This window comes from Streptomyces sp. NPDC025638 (assembly GCF_055558775.1).
In genome coordinates, this window is the sequence record NZ_JBVHLX010000007.1 from 18,200 (window position 1) to 42,411 (window position 24,212).

At 68.6% G+C, this 24,212-nt stretch carries 22 protein-coding genes and 2 pseudogenes; 18 read left to right on the forward strand and 6 right to left on the reverse strand.

Annotated elements, in window-relative coordinates; genetic code table 11:
- Positions 1–57: 57 nt before the first annotated feature.
- Complete coding sequence (locus ACZ4EG_RS19190; protein ID WP_390712642.1) at positions 58–519, forward strand: CBS domain-containing protein; 462 nt, start codon at positions 58–60, stop codon at positions 517–519.
- Here the strand turns inward: ACZ4EG_RS19190 and ACZ4EG_RS19195 are convergent.
- The gene (locus ACZ4EG_RS19195) at positions 499–795 is read right to left on the reverse strand and encodes an STAS domain-containing protein (RefSeq protein ID WP_467791396.1); all 297 of its coding nucleotides are present in this window, start codon (positions 793–795) and stop codon (positions 499–501) included. The genes ACZ4EG_RS19190 and ACZ4EG_RS19195 overlap by 21 nt on opposite strands.
- Before the next feature lie 184 nt (positions 796–979).
- Here ACZ4EG_RS19195 and ACZ4EG_RS19200 point away from each other — a divergent pair, with 184 nt between their 5' ends.
- The 3 genes from ACZ4EG_RS19200 (at position 980) to ACZ4EG_RS19210 (ending at position 4,136) form a co-directional block, all read left to right on the forward strand.
- Entirely contained in the window at positions 980–2,242 is a 1,263-nt protein-coding gene (locus ACZ4EG_RS19200; protein WP_467791397.1) for a cation:proton antiporter, read from the forward strand.
- Positions 2,239–3,537, forward strand: a complete 1,299-nt coding sequence (locus ACZ4EG_RS19205; protein WP_467791398.1) for an ArsB/NhaD family transporter — start codon at positions 2,239–2,241, stop codon at positions 3,535–3,537. Before ACZ4EG_RS19200 ends, ACZ4EG_RS19205 begins: the two co-directional genes overlap by 4 nt.
- An 83-nt stretch (positions 3,538–3,620) precedes the next feature.
- The gene (locus ACZ4EG_RS19210; protein ID WP_467791399.1) at positions 3,621–4,136 is read left to right on the forward strand and encodes a hypothetical protein; all 516 of its coding nucleotides are present in this window, start codon (positions 3,621–3,623) and stop codon (positions 4,134–4,136) included.
- Between the two features lie 19 nt (positions 4,137–4,155).
- Here ACZ4EG_RS19210 and ACZ4EG_RS19215 read toward each other — a convergent pair whose 3' ends face one another.
- Positions 4,156–4,776: a hypothetical protein gene (locus tag ACZ4EG_RS19215; RefSeq protein WP_467791400.1), complete on the reverse strand. Its 621-nt coding sequence runs from the start codon at positions 4,774–4,776 to the stop codon at positions 4,156–4,158.
- Positions 4,777–5,009: 233 nt separating this feature from the next.
- On the opposite strand from ACZ4EG_RS19215, the gene ACZ4EG_RS19220 reads away from it, so the two are divergent.
- From ACZ4EG_RS19220 to ACZ4EG_RS19250, 7 genes are all read left to right on the forward strand, one after another.
- Positions 5,010–5,150, forward strand: coding sequence for a hypothetical protein (locus ACZ4EG_RS19220; RefSeq protein ID WP_467791401.1), 141 nt, complete (start codon positions 5,010–5,012; stop codon positions 5,148–5,150).
- Positions 5,147–5,236, forward strand: coding sequence for a K(+)-transporting ATPase subunit F (gene kdpF / locus ACZ4EG_RS19225; protein WP_016434100.1), 90 nt, complete (start codon positions 5,147–5,149; stop codon positions 5,234–5,236). The genes ACZ4EG_RS19220 and kdpF overlap by 4 nt, the downstream gene beginning before the upstream one ends.
- An 8-nt stretch (positions 5,237–5,244) precedes the next feature.
- Positions 5,245–6,906 carry a potassium-transporting ATPase subunit KdpA gene (gene kdpA, locus ACZ4EG_RS19230; RefSeq protein ID WP_467791402.1) on the forward strand — a complete coding sequence of 554 codons (1,662 nt, stop codon included), beginning with the start codon at positions 5,245–5,247 and terminating at the stop codon, positions 6,904–6,906.
- A complete protein-coding gene (kdpB, locus tag ACZ4EG_RS19235; protein ID WP_467791403.1) occupies positions 6,906–9,047 on the forward strand; it encodes a potassium-transporting ATPase subunit KdpB in 2,142 nt (713 codons plus the stop codon). The genes kdpA and kdpB overlap by 1 nt, the downstream gene beginning before the upstream one ends.
- 5 nt (positions 9,048–9,052) lie before the next feature.
- Positions 9,053–9,664 carry a potassium-transporting ATPase subunit KdpC gene (gene kdpC, locus ACZ4EG_RS19240; RefSeq protein WP_467791404.1) on the forward strand — a complete coding sequence of 204 codons (612 nt, stop codon included), beginning with the start codon at positions 9,053–9,055 and terminating at the stop codon, positions 9,662–9,664.
- Between the two features lie 115 nt (positions 9,665–9,779).
- Positions 9,780–10,463 carry a response regulator gene (locus ACZ4EG_RS19245; protein WP_467791405.1) on the forward strand — a complete coding sequence of 228 codons (684 nt, stop codon included), beginning with the start codon at positions 9,780–9,782 and terminating at the stop codon, positions 10,461–10,463.
- A 25-nt stretch (positions 10,464–10,488) separates the two neighbouring features.
- Positions 10,489–13,032: a sensor histidine kinase gene (locus ACZ4EG_RS19250; protein ID WP_467791406.1), complete on the forward strand. Its 2,544-nt coding sequence runs from the start codon at positions 10,489–10,491 to the stop codon at positions 13,030–13,032.
- 223 nt (positions 13,033–13,255) lie between these two features.
- On the opposite strand, the gene ACZ4EG_RS19255 is transcribed toward ACZ4EG_RS19250, so the two are convergent.
- The gene (locus ACZ4EG_RS19255) at positions 13,256–14,947 is read right to left on the reverse strand and encodes an acetolactate synthase large subunit (RefSeq protein WP_467791407.1); all 1,692 of its coding nucleotides are present in this window, start codon (positions 14,945–14,947) and stop codon (positions 13,256–13,258) included.
- 203 nt (positions 14,948–15,150) lie between these two features.
- Here ACZ4EG_RS19255 and ACZ4EG_RS19260 point away from each other — a divergent pair, with 203 nt between their 5' ends.
- The 4 genes from ACZ4EG_RS19260 to ACZ4EG_RS19275 all read left to right on the forward strand — a co-directional run bounded on the left by ACZ4EG_RS19260 (position 15,151) and on the right by ACZ4EG_RS19275 (position 20,540).
- Complete coding sequence (locus tag ACZ4EG_RS19260; RefSeq protein WP_467791408.1) at positions 15,151–15,888, forward strand: flavodoxin family protein; 738 nt, start codon at positions 15,151–15,153, stop codon at positions 15,886–15,888.
- Between the two features lie 219 nt (positions 15,889–16,107).
- A complete protein-coding gene (locus ACZ4EG_RS19265) occupies positions 16,108–16,551 on the forward strand; it encodes a hypothetical protein (RefSeq protein ID WP_467791409.1) in 444 nt (147 codons plus the stop codon).
- Positions 16,552–16,674: 123 nt separating this feature from the next.
- On the forward strand, positions 16,675–20,256 hold the full coding sequence (gene putP / locus ACZ4EG_RS19270) for a sodium/proline symporter PutP (protein ID WP_467791410.1): 3,582 nt from the start codon (positions 16,675–16,677) through the stop codon (positions 20,254–20,256).
- 77 nt (positions 20,257–20,333) lie between these two features.
- The gene (locus ACZ4EG_RS19275) at positions 20,334–20,540 is read left to right on the forward strand and encodes a galactose oxidase-like domain-containing protein (RefSeq protein WP_467791411.1); all 207 of its coding nucleotides are present in this window, start codon (positions 20,334–20,336) and stop codon (positions 20,538–20,540) included.
- 11 nt (positions 20,541–20,551) lie between these two features.
- Here the strand turns inward: ACZ4EG_RS19275 and ACZ4EG_RS19280 are convergent, their stop codons facing one another.
- Entirely contained in the window at positions 20,552–20,929 is a 378-nt protein-coding gene (locus tag ACZ4EG_RS19280) for a hypothetical protein (protein ID WP_467791412.1), read from the reverse strand.
- On the opposite strand from ACZ4EG_RS19280, the gene ACZ4EG_RS19285 reads away from it, so the two are divergent.
- The gene (locus ACZ4EG_RS19285) at positions 20,898–21,572 is read left to right on the forward strand and encodes a TetR/AcrR family transcriptional regulator (RefSeq protein WP_467791413.1); all 675 of its coding nucleotides are present in this window, start codon (positions 20,898–20,900) and stop codon (positions 21,570–21,572) included. The two genes, ACZ4EG_RS19280 and ACZ4EG_RS19285, sit on opposite strands and share 32 nt — an antisense overlap.
- A gap of 215 nt (positions 21,573–21,787) precedes the next feature.
- Here ACZ4EG_RS19285 and ACZ4EG_RS19290 read toward each other — a convergent pair whose 3' ends face one another.
- Complete coding sequence (locus tag ACZ4EG_RS19290) at positions 21,788–22,492, reverse strand: GntR family transcriptional regulator (protein WP_467791414.1); 705 nt, start codon at positions 22,490–22,492, stop codon at positions 21,788–21,790.
- Between the two features lie 156 nt (positions 22,493–22,648).
- Here ACZ4EG_RS19290 and ACZ4EG_RS19295 point away from each other — a divergent pair, with 156 nt between their 5' ends.
- Both ACZ4EG_RS19295 and ACZ4EG_RS19300 read left to right on the forward strand, forming a co-directional pair.
- Positions 22,649–23,188: a YbhB/YbcL family Raf kinase inhibitor-like protein gene (locus ACZ4EG_RS19295; protein ID WP_467791415.1), complete on the forward strand. Its 540-nt coding sequence runs from the start codon at positions 22,649–22,651 to the stop codon at positions 23,186–23,188.
- A gap of 8 nt (positions 23,189–23,196) precedes the next feature.
- Positions 23,197–23,887, forward strand: a pseudogene (locus ACZ4EG_RS19300) (metal-dependent transcriptional regulator).
- A gap of 166 nt (positions 23,888–24,053) precedes the next feature.
- Here ACZ4EG_RS19300 and ACZ4EG_RS19305 read toward each other — a convergent pair.
- Positions 24,054–24,149: pseudogene (locus ACZ4EG_RS19305) on the reverse strand (RidA family protein); the annotation flags it as partial.
- Positions 24,150–24,212 lie beyond the last annotated feature (63 nt).

Consider the following 24,212-nt stretch of genomic DNA (forward strand, 5'->3'; position numbering starts at 1 on the left):
TGCCGCGGCCGCGTGACGCTTCCCTCCGACGGGACACAGAACAATCGGGAGCCGACCGTGCGGGCACGAGACCTGGCAGTGGAGTACGAGACCGTCGGCGTCGACACCGACGCCATGGCGGCGGCACGGCTGATGGCCGAACACAGGCTGCCTGCCCTGCTCGTCCTCGACGAGAAGGGAGCGCCGAAGGCGATCCTGCCCGCCTCCCAGATGATCAAGACCGTGGTGCCGGCGTACGTCATCGAGGATCCGACGCTGGCCGCGGTGGTCGACGAGCGGCACGCCGACCGGCTGTGCCAGGCACTCAAGGGCCGTACGGTGCGTGACTGCCTCTCCAAGAGCGTGCCCGCGCCGCCGGTCGCCGAGTCCGACGCGACCGCGCTGGAGGTCGCCGCGCTGATGGCGCAGGTCCGCAGCCCGCTGGTGGCCGTGGTCGACAAGGACAAGACCGGCGTGCGGCTGATCGGCGTGATCACCGCCGCTCACTTGCTGGAACGACTACTGCTCGCCGCCTCCTGAGCCGAACGGGCCGTCTCCTTCGTAGAGGGAGAAAACTCGCTCCAGGCCCAGTTGGCCCAGTCGGCTCAGCGTCCTGTGGGCCTGGGGAGGGACGTGGGTGACGACCACCCGCATGCCGTACGAACGCGCTGTGCGCAAGGCCAGGAACAAGACCGCACCGCCCTCGGGGCTCAGATACGACACGTCACCCAGGTCCACCTCAAGGACCTCCGGCGGGGATCGCAGCACGTCCCGGAGGAGGTCTGCGACCAACCCGGCGCCGCACGGCCTTCCCACGCCGCGTGAGCCGGCCCCGGCCAGGACGTGAACATTGCCGGGCCCCGGCAATGTTCACGCCGGAGAGGTGCGCATAAGGAACCTGTCAAAGAAGTATCAAGGGCAGGTAAGGTTCCACCCGGTGTGCCGGGAAGCCTGGTCGGCGAGTCGAGGACAGATCTCTCTTCCGATCGGGGCGTTTGCCATGGTGCTGGTGGTGGTGTTCGGCGTCGCGCTGCTGGTGGCGGTGCTGCTGTCGGGCCTTGCGGCCCGGACGGTGCTCTCCACGTCCTTCCTCTTCCTGGTCGGCGGTGCGCTCGTCAGTGACGGCTTCCTCGGGCTGATCCACATCACGCCGGACAGCGAGATCGTGTCGGTGACGGCCGACCTGGCTCTCTTCGCGGTGCTGTTCACCGACGGCATGCACGTCTCATTGCCGAAGCTGCGCGCCCACTGGAGGAACCCGGCGCGGGCCCTGGGCCTGGGCATGCCTCTCGCGTTCGTCTTCATGGCCCTGGTGACCCACTTCCTGGTGGGCCTGGACTGGACGACGTCGTTCCTGGTGGGCGCGGTCCTTGCGCCGACCGACCCGGTGTTCGCCTCGGCGATCGTGGGCCGCAGTGAGGTCCCGGCCAAGCTGCGTCAGCTGCTGAACGTGGAAAGCGGCATCAACGACGGACTCGCCCTGCCAGTCGTGATGATCCTGATCGCCGCGGCCGGTCCGACGGCCGCCGGCCTGGAGGCGTCCCCCGGGAAGATCGCGCTGGAGCTGTTGCTCGGCCTTCTCTTCGGCGTCGCCCTGCCCCTGTTCGTCAACGGGCTGGTGCGGTTCCGGCTGCTGGGCGCGGAGCCCAAGCTGCAGCCCCTGCTGCCGCTGGCGACGGGGATCATCCTCTACGCGACCTGCCACCTCACGCACGCCAACCCGTACCTGGCGGCCTTCTCGGCGGGCGCGGCCCTCGCGCACGTCTCGCCGGAGGCGAAGGCATCCTTCGAGCCGCTCGGCGAGGCGCTGGCGGAGCTGGCGAAGTTCGCCGCGCTACTGGTCTTCGGCGCGCTGCTCACACCCCGGCTCTTCGGCGACCTGTCGCTCGGCGGATACGCCGCCGTGATCCTGGCGATCTTCCTGATCCGCCCGGTATCGCTGCTGCTGTCCCTGCTCGGCACCACCATCTCCCGCAGGGAGAAGCTCGTCGCCGCCTGGTTCGGCCCGAAGGGCTTCGCATCGGTGGTGTACGGGCTGCTGGTGCTGCAGTCCGGCATCCCGCAGGCTGAGGAGGCGTTCACACTGATCGCCATCTGCATCGCCTTCTCGATCATCGCCCACAGCTCCACGGACGTGCCCGTCGCCCGCGCCTTCGACGTCGAAGAACTGGCGGGCATCCTGGACGGACACGACGACGCGGACATCCCAAAGACCCCCCAGACCACGGCTCTGCAGGCCCACGGAGGAATCGGAGGAACGTGAACGACTGGCACAGCTGGGCCGCGATTGTCGTCTTCGTCGGCGCGTACGCCCTGATCATCAGTGAGAAGATCCACCGCGTTGCCGTGGCCCTCGGCGGCGCGGGCCTGATGCTGGCGATCGGGGCGACCGACGACGTCTCGGCGTTCTACTCCGAGGACTCCGGGGTCGACTGGAACGTCATCTTCCTGCTCATGGGCATGATGATGATCGTCGGCGTGCTGAAGAAGACCGGCATGTTCGAGTACCTGGCCATCTGGGCGGTCAAGCGCGCCCGTGCGAAGCCGTTCCGGGTCATGGCCATGCTCGTCGTCATCACGGCCGTGGCCTCGGCGCTGCTCGACAATGTGACCACGGTCCTGCTGGTCGCCCCGGTGACCCTGCTGGTGTGCGAGCGCCTCGCGCTGCCCGCCGCGCCGTTCCTCATCGCCGAGGTGATGGCCTCGAACATCGGGGGAACCGCCACCCTGGTCGGTGATCCGCCCAACATCATCATCGCCAGCCGGGCCGGCCTGACCTTCAACGACTTCCTCGTCCACCTCGCCCCGATCGCCGCCGTCCTGGTGGCCGTCCTCCTCGTCCTGTGCCGGGTGATGTTCCGCAAGTCCTTCGTCTACGACGAGGACCGCGCCGCCGAGATCATGGCACTGGAGGAGGGCGAAGCCATCAAGCACCCGCGCCTGCTCGTCCAGGGATTGCTCGTCCTGGCCCTGGTCGTGGCCGGCTTCGTCCTGCACCCGGTGCTGCACTACGAGCCCAGCATCGTCGCCCTGCTCGGCGCGGGGCTGCTCGTCGCCGTCTCCAACGTGGACACCCACGACGTCCTGGCCGAGGTGGAGTGGCCCACCCTCGCCTTCTTCGCCGGCCTGTTCATCATGATCGGCGGTCTCATCGACACCGGAGTCGTCAGCGAGGTCTCCCAGAAACTGGCGGACGCGATCGGCGGCAACGAACTCGGCGGCTCCCTGAGCCTGCTGGGCGGCTCGGCCGTGCTGTCCGGCATCGTCGACAACATCCCCTACGTCGCCACCATGGCCCCCATCACCAGCGACCTCGTCCGGGACATGGGCGGTGCAAGCGACCACGTCCTGTGGTGGGCGCTCGCCCTCGGTGCCGACCTGGGCGGCAACGCCACCGCCATCGGCGCCTCCGCCAACGTCGTCGTCCTCGGCATCGCCGAACGCAACCGGCAGCCCATCTCCTTCTGGCAGTTCACCAAGTACGGCCTCGTCGTGACCGCCGTGACCGTGGCGATCTCGCTCGGCTACGTGTGGTTGCGGTACTTCGCGTTCGCGTGATCGACGGCCGACGGATCGCGGTCGGCGTCAAACCCCCGTCAAGGGAACCTGAGCAGGCGTCAGGGGCGCGTCAACGATTCACCATGACGCAGACGGACGACATCGAAACGGCCGTCCTGCTCCTGATCGTCGGCCTCATGGTCTCCCAACTGGCCGCTCATGCCAGGCGACTTGAGGTGGTCACCGTCACCGATGCCGATCACCTTCGCCGCATCCACGAGACGGCCGACCTCGCTCGCACCAGTCGTTCGGCCGATGCCGTGGTCGAGCACGTGCGGCGCCAACTGATCGAACTGCTGGGGTTGCGCGGGTGCCGCTTCGAGTACGGCACCCTGATGGGCCGGCCGCCGCGCCTGGAACAGGACGGATCGGTAGCGGTGGGCCGACGGAGCTGGGACGTCGACGCGGGTGGTTGGCCGGAGGGCGAGATCGAACTGCGCGCGTACGGGAACGGCCACTACTTCGGGCGGTTCATGATGGACCCGGCACCGGGGGCGGTCCCGTCGCTCAAGGCCCGGCTGGTGGCGGTGACGCTGGCCGACCAGGCGGGTGCCGCCTTGAACACGGCCGGCCTGACGAACGGGAGGACGCCGGCCTGAGAACGTCCTTGGCAGCCCGTCAGGGGGTGGGGGTTTCGTCTGTCTCCGCGGCCACACCGGATACCTTGAACACCGCCCACGCCGTCTCCCGGTCGATGCGTTCCGACAGGCTGCTCAGAGCCTCCAGGCACGGTGAGGTGGGGCTTCCCCTGGTGGAGATGCAGGCGTCCGTGCTGAGCCGGTGCCACAGGACCGGGTTGGCAACCAGAACCTGTGTGGCGAACTCGACCCGGCCGCCGAGCGCGTCTCGCAGCACGAGGCGTTGCCCTTCGTGACCGGTGGTGCGGGCGGCGACGAGGCGGTCGGTACGTACCCGGCGTGTGCCCCTGAAGGTTCGTACGGCCAGCCATCCCTCACCCACGGCGACGCGGGGAGGCATCAGGACGAGGAACAGCAGCAGGGCGAGTCCGCCCCACAGGGCGGCACGCGCCGCGGTGAACGTGCCGGCCGCCGCGTCCACCAGGAACAGCAGCCCGAGGAAGGAGCCAACGCACAGGAGCGCGGTCCGCAGGTCTGAGGCCCACCGGCGGTCGACAATCCCGCTTCCGTACGGCTCGGGGTGACCGTCGGTCCTGTCGGCCAGTCGGCCGGACCGGCCGATCGGCCGTCCCCCCATACGCCCGTGCGTGCGGCGTTCCATGGCGAGGACGACAGGGCGACAAACGCGCCTCGCCCGGTTTCTCAACGCACCACTAACGGCTCGGCGATCCAATCCTGATGCCCGCGTCGTATCCGCCGTCCGGGCCGGGAAGGCCAGGGATTCCAGGCGCCTCATGATCACCCGTATGGGCGGCGTCGCGCGGCCGTAAGAGGTGCGTCAAAGCTGTCGGAGTCGCCGTAAGAGGGCCGTTAAGGAGAGTTGGAACCGGCCGGATGGCGGGTTTCCTTTACTGGTCCGATTCTTACTCGAACCTCATCCAGGAGCTCACGATGGCCGACGTGGCCCTCGTCATCGCCACCATCGCGGCGTTCGCGCTGGTTGCTCTCGTCGCCAAGGGGGTGGCGAAGCTGTGACCGCCGAGAACATCGTCGGCCTGGTCGTGGCCGTCGCCCTGCTGGGTTACCTCGTCCTCGCCCTGATCTTCCCGGAGAGGTTCTGAGCCGCAACATGGGTCCCGTATTTGCTGATGTGCTCTTCGTGACCGCGCTGATCGGCGCGCTCGCGCTGGTGCACCGTCCCCTCGGCGACTACATGGCCGCCGTCTTCCAGTCCAAGAAGCACCTGCGGGTCGAGCGGTGGATCTACCGCTCGGTGGGCGCCGACCCGGACGCGGAGATGCGCTGGCCCGCCTACTTGCGCGGCATGCTGGTCTTCTCCGCGGTGAGCGTGCTGTTCCTCTACCTGCTACAGCGGGTGCAGGACAAACTGCCGCTGTTGCTCGGCTTCAAGGCGATCACCCCGGACCAGGCGTTCAACACGGCCGCGTCGTTCGTGTCGAACACGAACTGGCAGTCGTACTCGGGCGAGGTGGCGATGAGCCACGTCACCCAGACCATGGGCCTGGCTGTGCAGAACTTCGTGTCGGCGGCCGTCGGTATCGCGGTCGCGGTTGCGCTGGTGCGTGGCTTCGCCCGGTCCCGCACCGGCGACCTGGGCAACTTCTGGGCCGACCTGGTGCGCTGCATCGTCCGGATCCTGATCCCGCTCTCCGTGGTCGCGGCCGTGGTCCTGATCGCCTGCGGTGCCATCCAGAACTTCGGCGACATCCACCACATCACCACGCTCACCGGTCAGAAGCAGGCCATCAGCCCCGGCGCGGTCGCCTCCCAGGAAGCCATCAAGGACCTCGGCACCAACGGCGGCGGATTCTTCAACGCCAACTCCGCCCACCCGTTCGAGAACCCCAACGGCTTCACCAACTGGCTGGAGATCTTCCTGCTCCTGGTGATCCCGTTCTCGCTGCCGCGCACCTTCGGCAAGATGGTCGGCAGTGTGAAGCAGGGCTACGCGATCGTCGCCGCGATGGGCATCATCTGGTTCCTCGGCGTGGTCGCCGTGACCTGGCTGGAGTACGCCCACCCGGGCACGGCCTCGCAGCTGGCGGGCGGCGCGATGGAGGGCAAGGAGCAGCGGTTCGGCGAGGGCAACTCGTCGGCGTTCGCCGTGTCGACCACGATGACGTCGACCGGTTCGGTGGACTCCTTCCACGACTCCTTCGGCGGGCTGTCCGGCGGTGTGCTGCTGCTGGGCATGATGCTGGGCGAGATCGCGCCCGGTGGTACCGGCTCCGGCCTGTACGGCATGCTGATCATGGCGATCATCGCGGTGTTCATCGCCGGTCTGATGGTCGGCCGTACGCCCGAGTACCTGGGCAAGAAGATCGGCTCGCGCGAGATCAAGCTGGCGGCCTGCTACATCCTCATCACCCCCGCCCTGGTCCTGATCGGTGCCGCGCTGGCGATGGCCCTGGGCAAGGGCGAGTCGTCGATGACGAACACCGGCGCACACGGCTTCTCCGAGGTCCTGTACGCGTACACGTCCGCGTCGAACAACAACGGCTCCGCGTTCGCCGGGTTCGCGGCCAACACCGAGTACCACAACACCATGCTGGGCCTGTGCATGCTGCTGGGCCGCTTCCTGCCGATGGTGTTTGTGCTCGCACTGGCCGGCTCGCTCGCCGAGCAGAAGCCCATCCCGGTCACGGCGGGCACCCTGCGCACCGAGAAGCCGCTGTTCACCGGCCTGCTGGTGGGGGCGATCCTGATCATCACCGGTCTGACGTTCTTCCCGGCCCTCGCTCTGGGCCCGCTGGCCGAAGGGTTGGCGTGATGACCACCGACACCTCCAAGACAGAGACAAAGAAGCAGCACTCCATGTCCACTCCCACCCTCGCGCCCCACCAGGACGCGCCGACCGGGCACAAGGCCTCAGAGGGCCGTGTCGGCGGCGGCCTGTTCGACCCCAAGCAGCTGGTCAAGTCGCTGCCGGACGCCTTCCGCAAGCTCGACCCGCGGGTGATGGTCAAGTCGCCCGTGATGTTCGTGGTCCTCGTCGGCTCTGTTCTGACGACGGTCTTCTCCTTCAAGGACCCGACCAACTGGTTCGGCTGGACGATCAGCGCCTGGCTGTGGCTGACGGTGATCTTCGCCAACCTGGCGGAGGCCGTGGCCGAGGGTCGGGGCAAGGCGCAGGCCGACACCCTGCGCAAGGCCAAGACCGACACCGTCGCACGCCGCCTCCTCAAGGACGGCTCCGAGGAGCAGGTCCCGGGCACCGCGCTGACCATCGGTGACCTGGTCGTCTGCGAGGCGGGCGACATCATCCCCGGTGACGGTGACGTCGTCGAGGGTGTCGCGTCCGTGGACGAGTCGGCGATCACGGGTGAGTCGGCCCCGGTCATCCGTGAGTCCGGCGGTGACCGGTCCGCGGTAACCGGCGGTACGAAGGTCCTGTCGGACCGCATCGTCATCAAGATCACGACGAAGCCGGGCGAGACCTTCATCGACCGGATGATCAGCCTCGTCGAGGGCGCGGCCCGGCAGAAGACGCCGAACGAGATCGCGCTGAACATCCTGCTGGCGTCGCTGACGATCGTCTTCCTGCTCGCGGTGGCGACCCTGCCCCCGTTCGCCGACTACGCGGGCTCGAAGCTCGGCATGGTCGTACTGGTCGCGCTTCTGGTCTGCCTCATCCCGACCACGATCGGCGCGCTGCTCTCCGCGATCGGTATCGCGGGCATGGACCGCCTCGTCCAGCGCAACGTGCTGGCCATGTCGGGGCGTGCGGTCGAGGCCGCCGGTGACGTCTCCACGCTGCTGCTCGACAAGACCGGCACCATCACGCTGGGCAACCGGCAGGCGTCCGAGTTCGTGCCGGTGCGCGGCACCACGGAGGCCGAGGTCGCCGACGCCGCCCAGCTCTCCTCGCTGGCCGACGAGACGCCCGAGGGCCGCTCCATCGTCGTCCTGGCGAAGGAGAAGTACGGCCTGCGCGAGCGCCACCAGGGCGAGCTGGCGCACGCCGAGTGGATCGCCTTCACCGCCCAGACCCGGATGTCGGGCGTGGACGTCGACGGCAAGAAGATCCGCAAGGGCGCGGCCGGTTCGGTCATCGCCTGGGTCAAGGAGCAGGGCGGCACGGTCGCCGAGGACGCGGACACCGTCGCCAACCGCATCTCCGAGGTCGGCGGCACCCCGCTGCTCGTCGCGGTCGACGACGTCGAAGGCGCCCGGATCCTGGGCGTCATCCATCTCAAGGACGTCGTCAAGGACGGCATGCGGGAGCGGTTCGACGAGCTGCGCCGCATGGGCATCAAGACCGTCATGATCACGGGTGACAACCCGCTGACCGCCAGGGCGATCGCCGAGGAGGCGGGCGTCGACGACTTCCTCGCGGAGGCCACTCCCGAGGACAAGATGGCCCTCATCAAGCGGGAGCAGGCGGGCGGCAAGCTGGTCGCGATGACCGGTGACGGTACGAACGACGCCCCGGCGCTGGCGCAGGCGGACGTCGGCGTGGCGATGAACACGGGTACGTCGGCCGCCAAGGAGGCCGGCAACATGGTCGACCTCGACTCCAACCCGACCAAGCTCATCGAGATCGTCGAGATCGGCAAGCAACTCCTCATCACCCGGGGCGCGTTGACCACGTTCTCCATCGCCAACGACGTCGCGAAGTACTTCGCGATCATCCCGGCGCTGTTCGCGGCGGTCTACCCGGGCCTGGACAAGCTCAACATCATGGACCTGTCCTCGCCCGACTCCGCGATCCTGTCCGCGGTCATCTTCAACGCGCTCATCATCATCGCGCTGGTGCCGCTGTCCCTGAAGGGCGTGCAGTACAGGCCGGTGAGCGCGGACCGGATGCTGCGGCGCAACCTCACGATCTACGGCCTGGGCGGACTGATCGCCCCGTTCATCGGCATCAAGCTCATCGACCTGCTCATCTCGCTCATCCCCGGGATCGGGTGAAGGACATGAACACCTCCCTTGCGAACCTCGGCCGTATGACGTGGGCTGCCCTGCGCATGCTGCTCGTCCTCACCGTCGTCACCGGCGTCATCTACCCCCTCGCCGTTACCGGCATCGGGCAGGTCCTGTTCCACAACAAGGCCAGCGGCTCGATCGTCACGGTCGACGGCAAGGAGATCGGCTCCAAGCTGATCGGCCAGAGCTGGAACATCAAGGGCACCGACAAGCCGGACCCGAAGTGGTTCCAGGGCCGCCCGTCCAACAGCAACTACGACCCACTGACCACCGGCTCCAACCAGCTCAGCGCCAGCAACCCCAAGCTGGTCAAGATGGTCGAGGCCGCCAAGAAGCAGGTCGCCGACTTCAACGGCGTACCCCAGTCCGAGGTGCCCAAGGACGCGGTCACCGGTTCGGCCTCCGCGATCGACCCGGACATCTCCCCGGCTTACGCGGACATCCAGGTCAACCGTGTGGCCAAGGCGAACGGGGTGTCCGTCGCGCAGGTCCAGAAGCTGGTGAAGGACCACACCGACGGCCGCAGCCTCGGCTTCATGGGCGAACCGCACGTCAACGTCCTGGAGCTCAACATCGCCCTCAAGGAACTGACCCAGAAGTAATGGCCTTATGGACACGGACGGCTGGGAGCCGGCGGACCGGGAACCCCCGGCTCGCCGGCTCCCGCCGCCGTCCCTACAGCACTGACCCCACCGACAAGAGGAAGGCCGCACACCGATGACCCGGGTGCTGGTGGTGGAGGATGACCCGCAGCTCGTACGGGCCCTCGTGATCAACATGCAGGCCAGGCAGTACGGAGTCGACGCGGCGCCCGACGGCGCCACCGCCCTCCGCCTGGCCGCTGCCCGCCAGCCCGACGTGGTGATACTGGATCTCGGCCTGCCGGACATGGACGGCGTGGACGTGATCAGGGCCCTGCGCGGCTGGACCCGCGTTCCCATCCTGGTGCTGTCCGCCCGCCGCGCCTCGGACGAGAAGGTCGCAGCGCTCGACGCGGGCGCGGACGACTACATCACCAAGCCGGTCAGCATGGACGAGCTGCTGGCCAGGCTGCGGGCCTCCGTCCGCCGCAACGAGGAGGCTCCGCTCCTCCCCGAGACGACCCTGGTCAAGACCGACGACTTCAGCATCGACCTCCTGGCGAAGAAGGCGACGAGGGGTGGCAGGGACGTACGGCTCACTCCCACCGAATGGCATCTGCTGGAGATCCTGGTCACCAATCCGGGCCGCCTCATCACGCAGAAGCACCTGTTGCAGGAGGTCTGGGGCGTCACGCAGAGCAACAAGACCAACTACCTGCGGGTTTACATGGCCCAACTGCGCCGCAAACTGGAAGCGGACCCCGCCCATCCCCGCTATCTGATCACCGAGCCCGGCATGGGCTACCGCTTCGAGGCATGACCGTAGAGACGAAGAGACGAGAGACATGGCACGCGGCAAGCTCCGGATCTACCTCGGCGCGGCACCGGGCGTCGGCAAGACCTACGCGATGCTCTCCGAAGCACACCGGCGTGTGGAGCGGGGCACCGACTGTGTGGTCGCGTTCGTGGAGCATCACGACCGGCCGCGCACCGAGGTCATGCTGCACGGCCTGGAACAGATCCCGCGCAAGAAGCTGCAGTATCGCGATGCCGTCTTCACCGAGATGGACGTCGATGCCGTCCTGGCGCGGCGCCCGCAGGTTGCCCTGGTGGACGAGCTCGCCCACACGAACATCCCCGGCTCCCGCAACACCAAGCGCTGGCAGGACGTGGAGGAACTGCTCGCCGCCGGCATCGACGTGATCTCGACCGTCAACATCCAGCACCTGGAGTCGCTCGGCGACGTCGTCGAGTCGATCACCGGGATACGCCAGCAGGAGACCGTCCCCGACGAGGTCGTACGCCGCGCGGACCAAATAGAGCTGGTCGACATGTCACCCGAGGCCCTGCGCCGCCGCATGGCGCACGGCAACGTCTACAAGCCGGACAAGGTTGACGCGGCCCTCTCCAACTACTTCCGCCCCGGCAATCTGACGGCGCTGCGCGAGCTGGCGCTGCTGTGGGTGGCCGACCGGGTCGACGAGTACCTGAACCAGTACCGCAGCGACCACCGCGTGTCGACGATCTGGGGTTCGCGGGAGCGGATCGTGGTCGGCCTGACGGGAGGCCCCGAGGGGCGGACGCTGATCCGCCGGGCGGCACGGCTGGCGGAGAAGGGTGCCGGCGGCGAGGTGCTCGCCGTCTACATCTCCCGCAGCGACGGCCTGACCTCCGCCTCACCGAAGGAACTCGCCGTCCAGCGCACCCTCGTCGAGGACCTGGGCGGCACCTTCCACCAGGTCGTCGGCGACGACGTCCCCGCCGCGCTGCTGGACTTCGCACGCGGAGTGAACGCGACCCAGATCGTGCTGGGCGTCTCCCGGCGCAAGAGCTGGCAGTACGTCTTCGGGCCGGGCGTCGGCGCGACCGTCGCCCGCGACTCCGGCCCCGACCTCGACGTCCACCTGATCACCCACGACGAGGCGGGCAAAGGCCGTGGGCTGCCCATCGCGCGGGGCGCGCGGCTGGGGCGCTCCCGGATCATCTGGGGCTGGTTCACGGGCATCGGTGGCCCGATGCTCCTGACGCTGCTGCTGACTCATGTCAACGCAGACCTCGGCCTCACGAACGACATGCTGCTGTTCCTGACGTTGACAGTGGCGGCGGCACTGCTCGGTGGCCTGCTACCGGCGCTCGCCTCGGCGGCATTCGGGTCCATGCTGCTGAACTGGTACTTCACGCCACCGGTGCATCGCATCACCATCGCCGACCCCAAGAACATCCTCGCCTTGGTGATCTTCGTGGCGGTGGCCGTGGCGGTGGCCTCCGTCGTCGACCTGGCCGCACGCCGCACCCACCAGGCCGCCCGGCTACGCGCCGAATCGGAGATCCTCTCCTTCCTCGCCGGCAGCGTGCTGCGCGGCGAGACCAGCCTCGATGCGCTGCTGGAGCGGGTCCGCGAAACCTTCGCCATGGAATCCGTAGCGCTCCTGGAGCGCTACAACGACGCCGCGCCCTGGACCGTCGCAGGCTGCGTGGGCCCGAACTCGTCGACTCAGCGCCCCGAGAACGCCGACGTCGACGTACCGGTCGGCGACCACATGGCGCTCGCTCTCTCCGGCCGCGTACTGCCCGCCGAGGACCGCCGTGTGCTGGCCGCCTTCGCCGCCCAGGCAGCCGTCGTCCTCGACCGCCAGCGCCTCCAGGAGAAGGCCGACCAGGCCAAGGTGCTCGCCGAGGGCAACCGGATGCGTACCGCGCTGCTCGCCGCCGTCAGCCACGACCTGCGCACCCCCCTCGCGGGCATCAAGGCGGCCGTCACCTCCTTGCGCGCGGAGGACGTGGCCTGGTCGGAGGCGGACCAGGCCGAACTCCTCGCCGGAATCGAGAACGGCTGCGACCGCCTCGACCACCTCATCGGCAACCTGCTGGACATGTCCAGGGTGCAGACCGGCACAATCGCGCCGCTGATCCGGGACATCGACCTCGACGAGGTCGTCCCCATGTCCCTCGCAGGCGTGCCAGAGGACAGCGTGGAGCTCGACATCCCCGAGACACTGCCCATGGTCTCCGTGGACAAGGGCCTGCTGGAGCGGGTGGTCGCCAACGTCGTCGAGAACGCGGTGAAATACGGCCCCGCCGAAGAGGCGGTCTTCGTGTCCGCCAGCGCCCTGGGCGACCGAGTCGAAGTCCGGGTCGTCGACCGCGGCCCCGGTGTCCCGGACGAGGCCAAGGAGCACATCTTCGAACCCTTCCAGCGCTACGGCGACTCCCCGAGCGGCAACGGGGTCGGTCTCGGCCTCGCCGTCGCCCGCGGCTTCGCCGACGCGATGGGCGGCACCTTGCACGCTGAGGACACCCCGGGTGGCGGTCTCACCATGGTTCTCAGCCTTCCGACGGCGGGCAGACCGCAGTCCACTCCCGGCCTTTCCGCGACCACTGCCTCCTAGGCGTGAGCCCTGGGGCAGCTGTGGCCTCAGCTCGCAATTGCGCGATCGCGCTCCCTCTCCTGTTGGGCCTTCTTCGCTTACCGGCGCACACGGTCGAGGTGCGCAGCGGACGGGGCCGACCGTCGGGCGCGGGCGGTGGTGCGACGCGTGGTGGTCCGCCGTCGAGGGGTGCGCACCGAGTGGCACTCTCGATCCACACTTGGCCAAGTCCTGTGCTGGCTGGTCAGAACGGGCCGTGCAGACTGCCCAGTCTGTCGGTCAGCCGCAGGTTCTCGGAGTAGTCGACCGGACAGGCGATCACGGAGACCGTGTCGTCGGCAAGGGCGCGGCGCAGCACGGGCAGGAGTTGGTCGGCGGCTTCGATCGCGTAGCCGCGAGCGCCGAAGCTTTCGGCGTAGGCGACCAGGTCCGGGTTGGTGAACCGGGTGTGGCTGTGACGGCCGATCTCGAGTTCCATCTTCCAGGTGATCAGGCCATATTCCTGGTCCACCAGGACGAGGACGACCAGCGGAATGTGTTCGCGGACGGCGGTCTCCAGTTCCTGGGAGTTCATCAAGAACGAGCCATCGCCCATCATCGCCAGGACCCGTCGGTCCGGCCGTGCCAGCTTCGCGGCGATCGCGCCCGGCAGCGCAAACCCCATGGTCGACAGGCCGTTGGAGACCAGGCAGGTGTCCGGTTCGTAGGTCGGGTAGAGACGGGCCATCCACATCTTTCCAGCGCCGGTGTCCGCCAGCACGATGTCGTGGCGGTCCAGCGCGGTGCGCACATCGGCGACGACGCGCTGAGGCACCAGCGGAAAGGACTCGTTGTCGCGCCCGTACTGGAGCTCTTCGTCGAGCAGCGTCCGGATCTTCTCGCTGCTTCCGAAGTCGTAGGTGAGTCCGTCGGGCAGTGCTGCCATCAGTGCGTCCAGCGCCTGTGAGGGGTCGCCTTCGACGCCCACGTCGACCGGGTAGTGGGCGTCCACTTCGGCGGGGAAGCGGTGCACGTGCACGATCCGCTTGTCACCGCTCGGGTTGATCTTGACCGGGTCGAACTCCTGGATTTCGTAGCCCACGCAGATCAGCACGTCGGCCGTATCGAAGCCGAAGTTGCTGTAGTCGTGGCGCATGAAGCCGACCGCGCCGAGGGCGTTGGGATGGTCGTCGGGGAAGACGCCCTTGCCGTGGAAAGTGGTCGCCACAGGGATGTTCAGCTGCTCGGCGAACCGCACGAGAGCAGCCGAGGCGCCGGCTCTGGCAGCGCCGTGGCCTGCCAGCACCACAGGGTGCCGGGCAGCGGTGAGCACCTCCACTGCACGTGCAATCTGGGAGGGCGCGGGTGCATCAGTGTGCACCGCGTCGATCTGCAAGGGTGCCAGCGGCTCGGCGGGACGCTCCGCTTCGATGTCCTCCGGCACTGCCAGGAACACAGCTCCGGGGCGCTCGCTCTGCGCGGTCTTGAACGCCTTGCGCGTCATCTCCGGCACCGCGTCCGGACACTCGATGCGGGCCGCCCACTGGGTGACGGGAGCGAACATCGACACCAGGTCGATGACCTGGTGGGACTCCTTGTGGATGCGACGCAGCGAGCCCTGGGCGGCCAGAGCCACCATCGGGGAACTGTTGGTCATGGCGTCCGCGGTGCCCAGAAGCAGATTGATCGCGCCAGGTCCCAGAGTCGCCGAGCACACCCCGGCCCGGCCAGTGAGCCGCCCGTAGATCTCAGCCATGAACGAGGCGGCCTGCTCGTGGCGCACCAGGACGTACCGGATCCCGGAGCCGTTCAGCGCGTCCACGAAGCGGATGTTCTCCTCGCCCGGAATCCCGAAGACGTACTCCACGCCCTCGGCTCGCAGACAGCGCACCAACAGGTGTGCGACGTCCTCCACTGCTGCTGTGTCCCGCGACTCGCTCGCGCCTTCGGTACCCATGAGGCGAACGTAGGCACGCCCGCCGGCCCCGGCCACTCATTTGCCGCCGACCGAGGCAGCCGTGCGGTCACCGATGCCTCAAGCATGCCGAGGCCGTTCGGCGGTGCTGTGGTGGCGGCTGCCGTGGGCGTCCCGCACGCTGGAGCCGGATGTGGACGCGCGCCGCCGAGCATCGTGCTGCGCAGAGGTTCTGGGAGGACCGTGTGACCGCTTCGTCGCCCACCACCGACGCACCGCCGGCCCGGTACGACGACCTACGGGCCCTGGTGATCAACTGCACCCTCAAGCGCTCGCCGGAAACGAGCAACACTCAGGGGCTGATCGACCGGAGCACCGCCATCCTGGACGCGCAGGGAGTACGCGTCGATGTCGTCCGGGCCGTGGATCACGACATCGCCACCGGTGTGTGGCCCGACATGACAGAACATGGCTGGGAGACGGACGCCTGGCCGGACCTGTACCAGCAGGTCCAGGCGGCCGACATCCTCGTCCTGGCCGGCCCCATCTGGCTGGGCGACAACAGCTCCGTGATGAAGCAGGTGATCGAACGCCTCTACGCCTGCTCCAGCCTGCTCAACGAAGCCGGCCAGTACGCCTATTACGGTCGCGTAGGTGGCTGCCTTGTCACCGGCAATGAGGACGGCGTCAAGCACTGCGCCATGAACGTCCTCTACAGCCTGCAGCACCTGGGGTACACCATCCCTCCCCAGGCGGACGCCGGATGGATCGGCGAGGCAGGCCCCGGCCCCTCCTACCTCGATCCCGGCTCGGGCGGCCCGGAGAACGACTTCACCAACCGCAACACCACCTTCATGACCTGGAACCTGCTGCACCTGGCCCGGGCACTGAAGGACCTCGGTGGCATCCCCGCCTACGGCAACCAGCGCACCGCCTGGGACGCCGGCTGCCGCCGCGACTACGAGAACCCCGAGCACCGGTAGGGAGTCGCAGACGCGTCACGCGATGGATGATCACCGCAGCCCGTGCGGCCGCAGCCCTGGCCGCCTTGACCGGCGGGCTCACAATCGTGGAGTACGCGACCGGTGCGGGCCTGGGCGTCGATGAGCTGCTCTTCAGGGACGACACGGCGCGGGTGGCGACCGAGGTGCCCGGACGCATGGCACCCCCCGAACACGGCCACGGCACTACTGATCGGCGGGGTGGCAGCCCTGTGCGCGAGCTCGTCCCGGCTTCCCGCCTGGACGAGTCAGGTCCCGGGCCTGGCTGTCCTCACGCTGGGCATGCTGCGCCTGTACGGGTTCGCGTACGCCGTGCCCGAACTGGAACGCTTCGGCGCCTACAAAGGCATGGCCCTGTACACCGGCCTGGCTCTGGTGCTGCTGGGCATCGCCGCCCTTCTCGCCCGGCCGGCCCGGGGTCCTGCCGGACTGCTGATGAACGCGGGTACGACGGGGGCGCTGGGGCGTCGGCTGTTCGCCACCGTCCTGGTCGTACCGCCACTGCTGGGCCGGCTCGTCCTGGCTGGTGAGGACGCGGCACTGTTCGGGACACGTCTGGGCACCGCGCTGCTGGTGTGCGGCCACGTGGCCGTGTTCACCGCGATCATCTTCTCGGTTTTGGGCGTGGGCCGCCTCAGCGTGTGAGCCCGCGCGTGGTGTTCCCGGTCCACGGTGAGCGAAATCTGTACATTTATCTGGTAGGAGCTACGAGCTGTCAGGCGTGCGACGGTGGCGCCCATGCCCAGAAGCCACGCAGGTGAGGGCAGTATGTTCGACTTGAGTGTGCCGATCATGGCTACGTTCCTCGTGTATGTGGCCGTCATGGTCGGGACAGGTGTCTGGGCATATAGCCGCACCCATACCTTCGCCGATTTCGCTCTGGGGGGCCGCAGGCTCAGCGCGTTTGTTGCCGCCCTGTCCGCAGGGGCCAGCGATATGTCCGGCTGGCTGTTCCTCGCGTTTCCCGGAGCGGTGTACGCGGCCGGCGTGGGCGCCAGCTGGATCGCGGCCGGTCTGGTGCTCGGCACCTACCTCAACTGGCTGCTCGTTGCGCCGAGGCTGCGCACCTATACCGAGCGCGCCGGGAACGCCGTGAGCCTGTCGGCCTATCTGGAGGAACGGTTCGAGGACCGCACCCGGATGCTCCGGATGGTCTCGGCGGCGGTCACGCTTGTGTTCTTCACTGTCTACATCGCCAGTGGGCTGGTGGCCGGCGGACTGCTGTTCGAGCACATCTTCGGCGTCAGGTTCGGGCTCGGAGTGACCCTGACTGCTCTGGTGATTGTCATCTACTCGTGCCTGGGCGGCTTTCTCGCCGTGAGCCTGACACACGTGATGCAGGGCACGCTGATGTTCCTCGCCCTGCTTGTGCTGCCCGTCGTCGGCATCGGGGCACTGGGCGGCTTCGGTTCGCTGCGCGATGCCCTCAACAGCAAGACGCCTGATCTGCTGGACATGGGGGCCAAGGTCGACTTCACGGACGGACGGTGGTCAGCGGGCGGGTCGCTCGGGGCCGTCGCGATCATCTCGCTGCTCGCCTGGGGGCTCGGCTATTTCGGTCAGCCGCACATCCTGGCCCGCTTCATGGGCGTCCGCAGCACCGGCGCCATCCCCACAGCCCGCCGAATCGAAACCGGGTGGGTCATCATCGTGCTCGGTGGTGCCACGGCCATCGGTCTGGTGGGCATCGCGCAGACCGGCACGCCGCTCCACGACCCGCAGACGGTGTACATCACCCTGAGTCGCACCCTGTTCAATTCCTGGATTGCCGGAGTGATGCTGATCGCCGTACTGGCCGCGATCATCTCGACCGCGGACAGCCAGCTCCTCGTGTCGTCCGTCGCCCTCACGGAAGACTTCTACCGCGCGTTCCTCAACCGGCGTGCCTCGGACAGGGCACTGGTGTGGGTCGGTCGGGCCGCCGTCGTCGTCGTGACCCTCGTGGCCTTCGCGATCGCGCTCAGGGGCGGCGGGCTGCTGGGCATCGTCGCCTATGCCTGGGCAGGCTTTGGAGCCGCCTTCGGGCCGGTTGTCATTCTCTCGCTGTACTGGCCGCGCATGACCTGGGCCGGGGCCATGGCCGGAATCGTGTCGGGTGCGGCCACCGTGCTGCTGTGGAAGAAGATCAATCCGCTGCTCGGGCCCTTCGAGTCGGGCGTCTACGAGATGGTCCCGGGCGTCCTGGTAGCCACGCTCGCCGCGCTGGTCTTCGGCAGGTTCGTCGGCCGGCCCCCGAAACGAGCCTTCTGGCGGATGCCGGGCGGCGGGGTGAGCCAGCTGATGCTCACTCCCTTCCTCACCCACGCACCGGTCGGCATCGCCGTCCTCGACACGGACCTGCGGTACGTCTGGGTGAACGAGCCGCTGGACCGCCAGATCCCCCTCGAGCGACGGCTGGGCCGACGGATGGCGGAAGTACTGCCGAAGCAGGAGGCAGAGGCCTTCGAGGAGAAGATGCGTGACGTTCTGGAGACCGGCGCTTCGGTGATGGACTACGAGTACCGCGGCCCCAGTCACGTGGACCCGGATGCCGGCCGCGCGATCTCCGCCTCTTTCTTCGCGATGAAGGACCGCCATGGCCGGAACGTGGGTGTCTGGTACATGGTCATCGACGTTACCGAGCGCTGGCGGGCCCAGGAACGCCTGGCCCTGCTCAACGACGCTGCTGCCCGCATCGGCAGCACCCTGGACGTGACACGGACCGCACAAGAACTGGCCGACAACGCCGTGCCGTTCGTCGCCGACTTCGTCGCCGTCGACCTGCTGGACTCCGTCATGAGGGGTGAGGAGCCAGCCCCCGGGCCGGTGGGGATGTCACCCGTCATCCGGCGCGCGGGCCAGCAGTCGGTGCGTGAGGGCTGTCCCGAGGCGAGTCTGGCGGTGGGGGAGTCGGTCCGGCGTGCGCCCTTGTCGCCCGTGACCCGCTGTCTGCTGGAGAGCAGGACCCTCGTGGAACGGATCCTGGACCACAGCGCCAGCCCGTGGGTGACCGAGGACGAGTCGCTGGGTGCCTCCCTCCTCGATTACGACTTCCGATCGGTGATGGTGGTTCCGGTGCGGGCGCGCGGCGTCACGCTGGGCGCGGCGACGTTCGCCCGTTCCCGGCGACTGGGTCCGTTCGAGGAGGACGACGTACGTCTCGCCGAGGAACTCGTCTCCCGTGCCGCGGTGTGCATCGACAACGCGCGCCGCTTCACCCGCGAGCGCACCGCGGCCCGTTCCATGCAGCGTTACCTGTTGCCCCAGGACCTGACCGGCGGGTCCGCTCTGGAGGTGGCGTCGTGGTATCTCCCGGCGGATGCCCCCACTGGTGTGGGCGGCGACTGGTTCGACGTGATTCCGCTCTCCGGAGCACGGGTCGCACTGGTCGTCGGGGACGTGGCCGGGCACGGCATCAACGCGGCGGCGACCATGGGGCGCCTGCGCACCGCCGTACGCACGCTCGCCAACCTCGACCTCTCCCCGGACGAACTGCTGGCTCATCTGGACGACCTGGTCATCGGCCTCATGGGAGCGCACGACAGTGATGCTTCGACGGCGGCCGAGGGTGAGGACGCGGGCACGGCGTTCATGGGAGCCACCTGCCTGTACGCCGTCTACGACCCGGTCAGCAGGCGGTGCACGCTGGCCCGGGCAGGTCACCTCCCGCCGGTGATCGTCGGTCCCGACGGCGGCGCCGACATCCTGGACCTGCCCGCCGGACCGCCACTCGGCCTCGGGTACCTCCCCTTCCAGTGCGTCGAACTGGAGCTGGCAGAGGGCAGCCTCATCGCGCTCTACACCGACGGCCTCATCGAGTCCTTCGACCGGGACATCGACGTCGCGCTCTCCCGACTGAGCGATGGCCTTGCGGCACCGCGTCCGGCTTTGGAGGAGACCGGCCGCAAGGTGATCGACGATCTGCTGGTCGGTCCGCCGTCCGACGATGCGGCACTGCTTCTCGCTCGGACCCATGCCCTGGCCCGGGACCGGGTCGTCTCCTGGGATCTGCCCAGCGATCCGGCCACCGTCGCGAACGCCCGGGCCCTCGCTGCCCAGCAGCTGACGGAGTGGGGCATACCCAATCTGACGTTCACCACCGAGCTCATCGTCAGCGAACTGGTCACCAACGCCATCCGCCATGCGAGAGGACCGGTCTGCCTCCGTCTGATCCGGGACCGCAGCCTGATCTGCGAGGTCTCCGACGCCAGCAGCACCTCGCCACGTCTGCGCCATGCCCGGACCACCGACGAGGGAGGGCGGGGCCTGCTGATCGTGGCCCAGCTCGCCCGCCGTTGGGGCACCCGCTACACGACGACCGGCAAGATCATCTGGACGGAACAGGCCATCCCGGCCGGCACCGTCGCCTAGCCACCTCGACACCTGCACGAAGCGGCACGCCCTTCCGCCGCAGCGCCTCGGGCCAGGGGTGAGGTAGGCAGGCCCGCATGGCGGTTGGGGCCCCGTGCTCTCACAAAACGACCGACGTCGAGCAGCGCTCGATCGCACTGGGCTTGAAAGGGGCGAAAGACGGCAAGGGCATTCAGGCCACCCCTACGAACAATCGCAACCTGGTCCTGGCCGGCTGGTACATGCTCTTCGTGACTGACGATCAAGGCACACCGTCCAAAGCGCTATGGGCCACGGTGCTCTGAGGAGGTGGAGATCACCATCCGGTGGGCCGGCTGTTCTGTCCGCGGAGGTTGTGCGTACGGTTGCGGGTCCGGAGGCGGAAGATGACCAGCCCCACTGTGCTGAACGCGGCAGCCCATGCGAGCCCGAGGGTGAGATGCGCCCATAGTGCGGTGTGGCCGAAGGAGCCCCCGACGGCGAACTGCATGGGGCCGAAGGACGGGAACCACTGCAGGACGGGCTTGTTGGCGAGCGGATTGCCCAGGGGGTTCTGAAGGAAGGTGTCCATCAGCCCGCCCGTGATGATGAGGAAGAAGCCCTCCAGGTCACGCTTGACCAGTACGCCGAGGAGCAGCCCGAGGGCGCCGTAGGTGAGAGCGATGACCGCGAATCCGGTGAGTACGGCCGCCATCGACCTGCTGACGCGAGGGGGTCGCGACGCGGTCACTACCCGCGCGGTCGCTGAAACAGCGGGCCTGCAGCCGCCGGCCATCTACCGACTGTTCGGCGACAAGGACGGGCTGCTCGACGCGGTGGCCGAGCACGGCTTCGCCGCGTTTCTCGCCACCAAGCACGTCGACCCCGACCCGCGGGACCCCGTCGAGGACCTGAGAGCCGGCTGGGACGTCGCGGTTGAGTTCGGCCTGGCCAATCCCGCGCTGTACACACTGATGTACAGCGAGCCCACGAGGGCCACCTCGGCCGCCTTCAAGGCCGGCATGGAGATCCTGATGGGCCGTATCCGGCGCCTCGCCGCCAGCGGCTGGCTCCGCGTCGACGAGGAACTCGCGGCCCAGATCATCCATGCCACAGCGCGCGGCGCAGTGCTCACCTGGCTGTCCCTGCCGGAGCACCGGTGCAACCCGGCCCTATTGACCACTCTGCGGGAGTCCATGGTCGCCGCCGTAACCAGTCAACGGCCGTCCGTGCAGGACGCGGGCCCGGCGGGCGCCGCCCGCGCCTTGCGCGCAGCGCTTCCCGAACAGACGACCCTCAGCAGCGCGGAACAACATCTGCTGAGGGAGTGGCTGGGCCGCCTCGCCGCCGACGGTTGAGGCGTCGGCGGCTCGTGCGTTCTCGCCGGGGTGAGGCTCCCCGGCGGGCTTCATGTTCGTAGTGGTCACTGCGGAGGTTTCCCGACCGCCCGGCGATGGGAGTCCGCAGTCTTCTGCAGAACCCTGCGGCCGCATGGCTCGCAGGGCGGCGGCGAGGATCTCAGCCCAGTCGGGCCGCGGAGATCCGGCCGACTCATCGGGTCATGGCGAGGCGATCAGGCTTCCTTCGCGGGTTCGTGGTGGGTGCAGCGGGTCAGTCCGGCCGCGGTCAGAGTGAGGTGCTGGGTCAGTACCTCGGCCGCGGTGTGGGCGTCGCGGGCCAGCGCTGCTTCCTCCAGCCGGCGGTGCTCGCCCGCGTGGTCCCGGTCGGGGTGGCGGTGCGCTGACCAGCGGCGGGCCAGCTCGCTTGCGGTCCACATCCGGTCGAAGGCCTCCAGTAGGACGGGGTTGCCGCAGCCCTCCAGCAGGGTGCGGTGGAAGACCCGGTGGGCTTCGGACCATGCGCCGCTGTAGTGCTCGCCCTCCTCCAGCACGTGCGCCGGGGTGCGGGCCAGGCGGTGGTGGGCGGCTCGTACACGGGCCTCCCAGTCGACGTCGCCGCGCTCGATGGACATGCGCAGCACGACCGGTTCGATGGTCCGGCGGGCCTCCGCGATCTCCTGCCAGCGGCGGTCGGAGAAGGCCGGGACGGCGAAACCGCGGTTCGGTAGCCGGTCGGCGAGGCCCTCGCCGACCACTCGCACGAGCGCCTCGCGCACGACGGCCAGGCTCACGCCCTGTTCCTTGGCAAGGTCCTGGGGCTTGAGGGCGTCACCGGGGGCGTAGTCGCCGCGCAGGATCGCATCCCGCAGGTGTGCGTAGACCTGCTCGGAGAGCATCTGCTTCCCCGACGAGGTTGAGGTGTGGGCCGCCTGGGTCATGCCCTCAGCATAGACGATCCAGCAAATAATCGATTATTAGTGTTATGGTCGATCTGGCGGTCGATGCAAGGGTGACGGCGGTGCTTTGCGCGGCACTGCGGGCTCCTGTCGGCCGCATCACCGCCACCCCACAGCACGACATGAAAGGAAGACGCGATGAGCGCCAACGACCCCTTCGCCCGCCTCCCCGAGGCGGCCTCCTTCACCGTCACCAGCACCACCGTCACTGACGGCGCCGCCTGGGCGCCCGACCAGTTCTCCGGCATCTTCGGCGTCCCCGGTGGGAAGGACGTCTCCCCGCAGCTGTCCTGGAGCGGCGCCCCGGAAGGGACCAAGAGCTACGCCGTCACCGTCTACGACCCCGACGCCCCCACCGGGTCCGGGTTCTGGCACTGGGCGGTCGCCGACATCCCCGCCACCGTCACCGAGCTGCCCGAGGGCGCTGGCGACGACACCGGCTCGGGCCTGCCCGAGGGCGCCTTCCAGCTGCCCAACGACGCCCGCACGGCTCGCTTCATCGGCGCTGCCCCGCCGGCCGGGCACGGCCCTCACCGCTACTTCATCGTGGTGCACGCCCTCGACGTCGCCTCCATCGGCGTTGCGGCCGACGCCACCCCGGCTGTCCTCGGCTTCACCATGGCCGGCCACATCCTCGGCCGCGCGGTCCTGACCGCCACCGCGGCAACCCCCGCCTGACCGACAGCATGTCCCAACTCATCGACACCACGGAGATGTACCTGCGCACCATCCTGGAGCTGGAGGAGGAAGGCACGATCCCCATGCGTGCTCGCATTGCCGAGCGCCTGAGCCAGAGCGGCCCCACCGTCAGCCAGACCGTCGCCCGCATGGAGCGGGACGGTCTTGTGTCCGTCGCCAGCGACCGGCACTTGGAGCTGACCGACGCGGGCCGCCACCTGGCTACACGCGTGATGCGCAAGCACCGCCTCGCGGAGTGCCTGCTCGTCGACGTCATCGGGCTGGAGTGGGCAGGTCCACGCCGAAGCCTGCCGCTGGGAGCACGTGATGAGCGAGGCCGTCGAACGCCGCGTCCTCAAGCTGCTGCGGCACCCGACGCAGTCGCCCTACGGCAACCCGATCCCGGGCCTGGAGGAACTCGGCGAGAAGAGCACCGTGGAACCATTCCTCGACGAGAGCACCGTCAGCCTCAGCGACCTTAAGCCCGGGCCGAACGGCGCGAGCGCGGTCGTACGGCGCATCGGGGAGCCGATCCAGACCGACCCCCAGCTGATGTACACCCTGCGGCACGCCGGGGTGCGGCCCGGCGCGGTCGTGAGCGTGACGCCGTCGCCCGGCGGCGTGATGGTCGGCAGCGGCGGGGAGGCCGCTGAACTCCCCGCGCAGAGTGCTGCGCAAGTCTTCGTGGCCAAGCGCTGAGCCCAGCCGGCGGCTGGCCGTTGCTGTGGCCCGTGCGGGCACGAGGGTGGCCCTGGACCACGATCGTGGTCCAGGGCCACCCTCGTTGCGGCAACCCCACGATGTCACCGCGACCAGGGGCGCGAGGCCCCTGGTTCAGCGACATCCCCGGGCGAAGAGGGCCTGTTCAGTCGATGACTGCGGTGGCTTCGATCTCGACCAGGTGCTCAGGTACGTCCAGCGCCGCAACGCCCAGCAGGGTGGCGTGGGGTGCCAAGGTCATGCGGAAGGAAAATCTGTTCCCATCGAGTGAGAAGGCAGCACCTTCGGCAAGGTAAAAAGGACA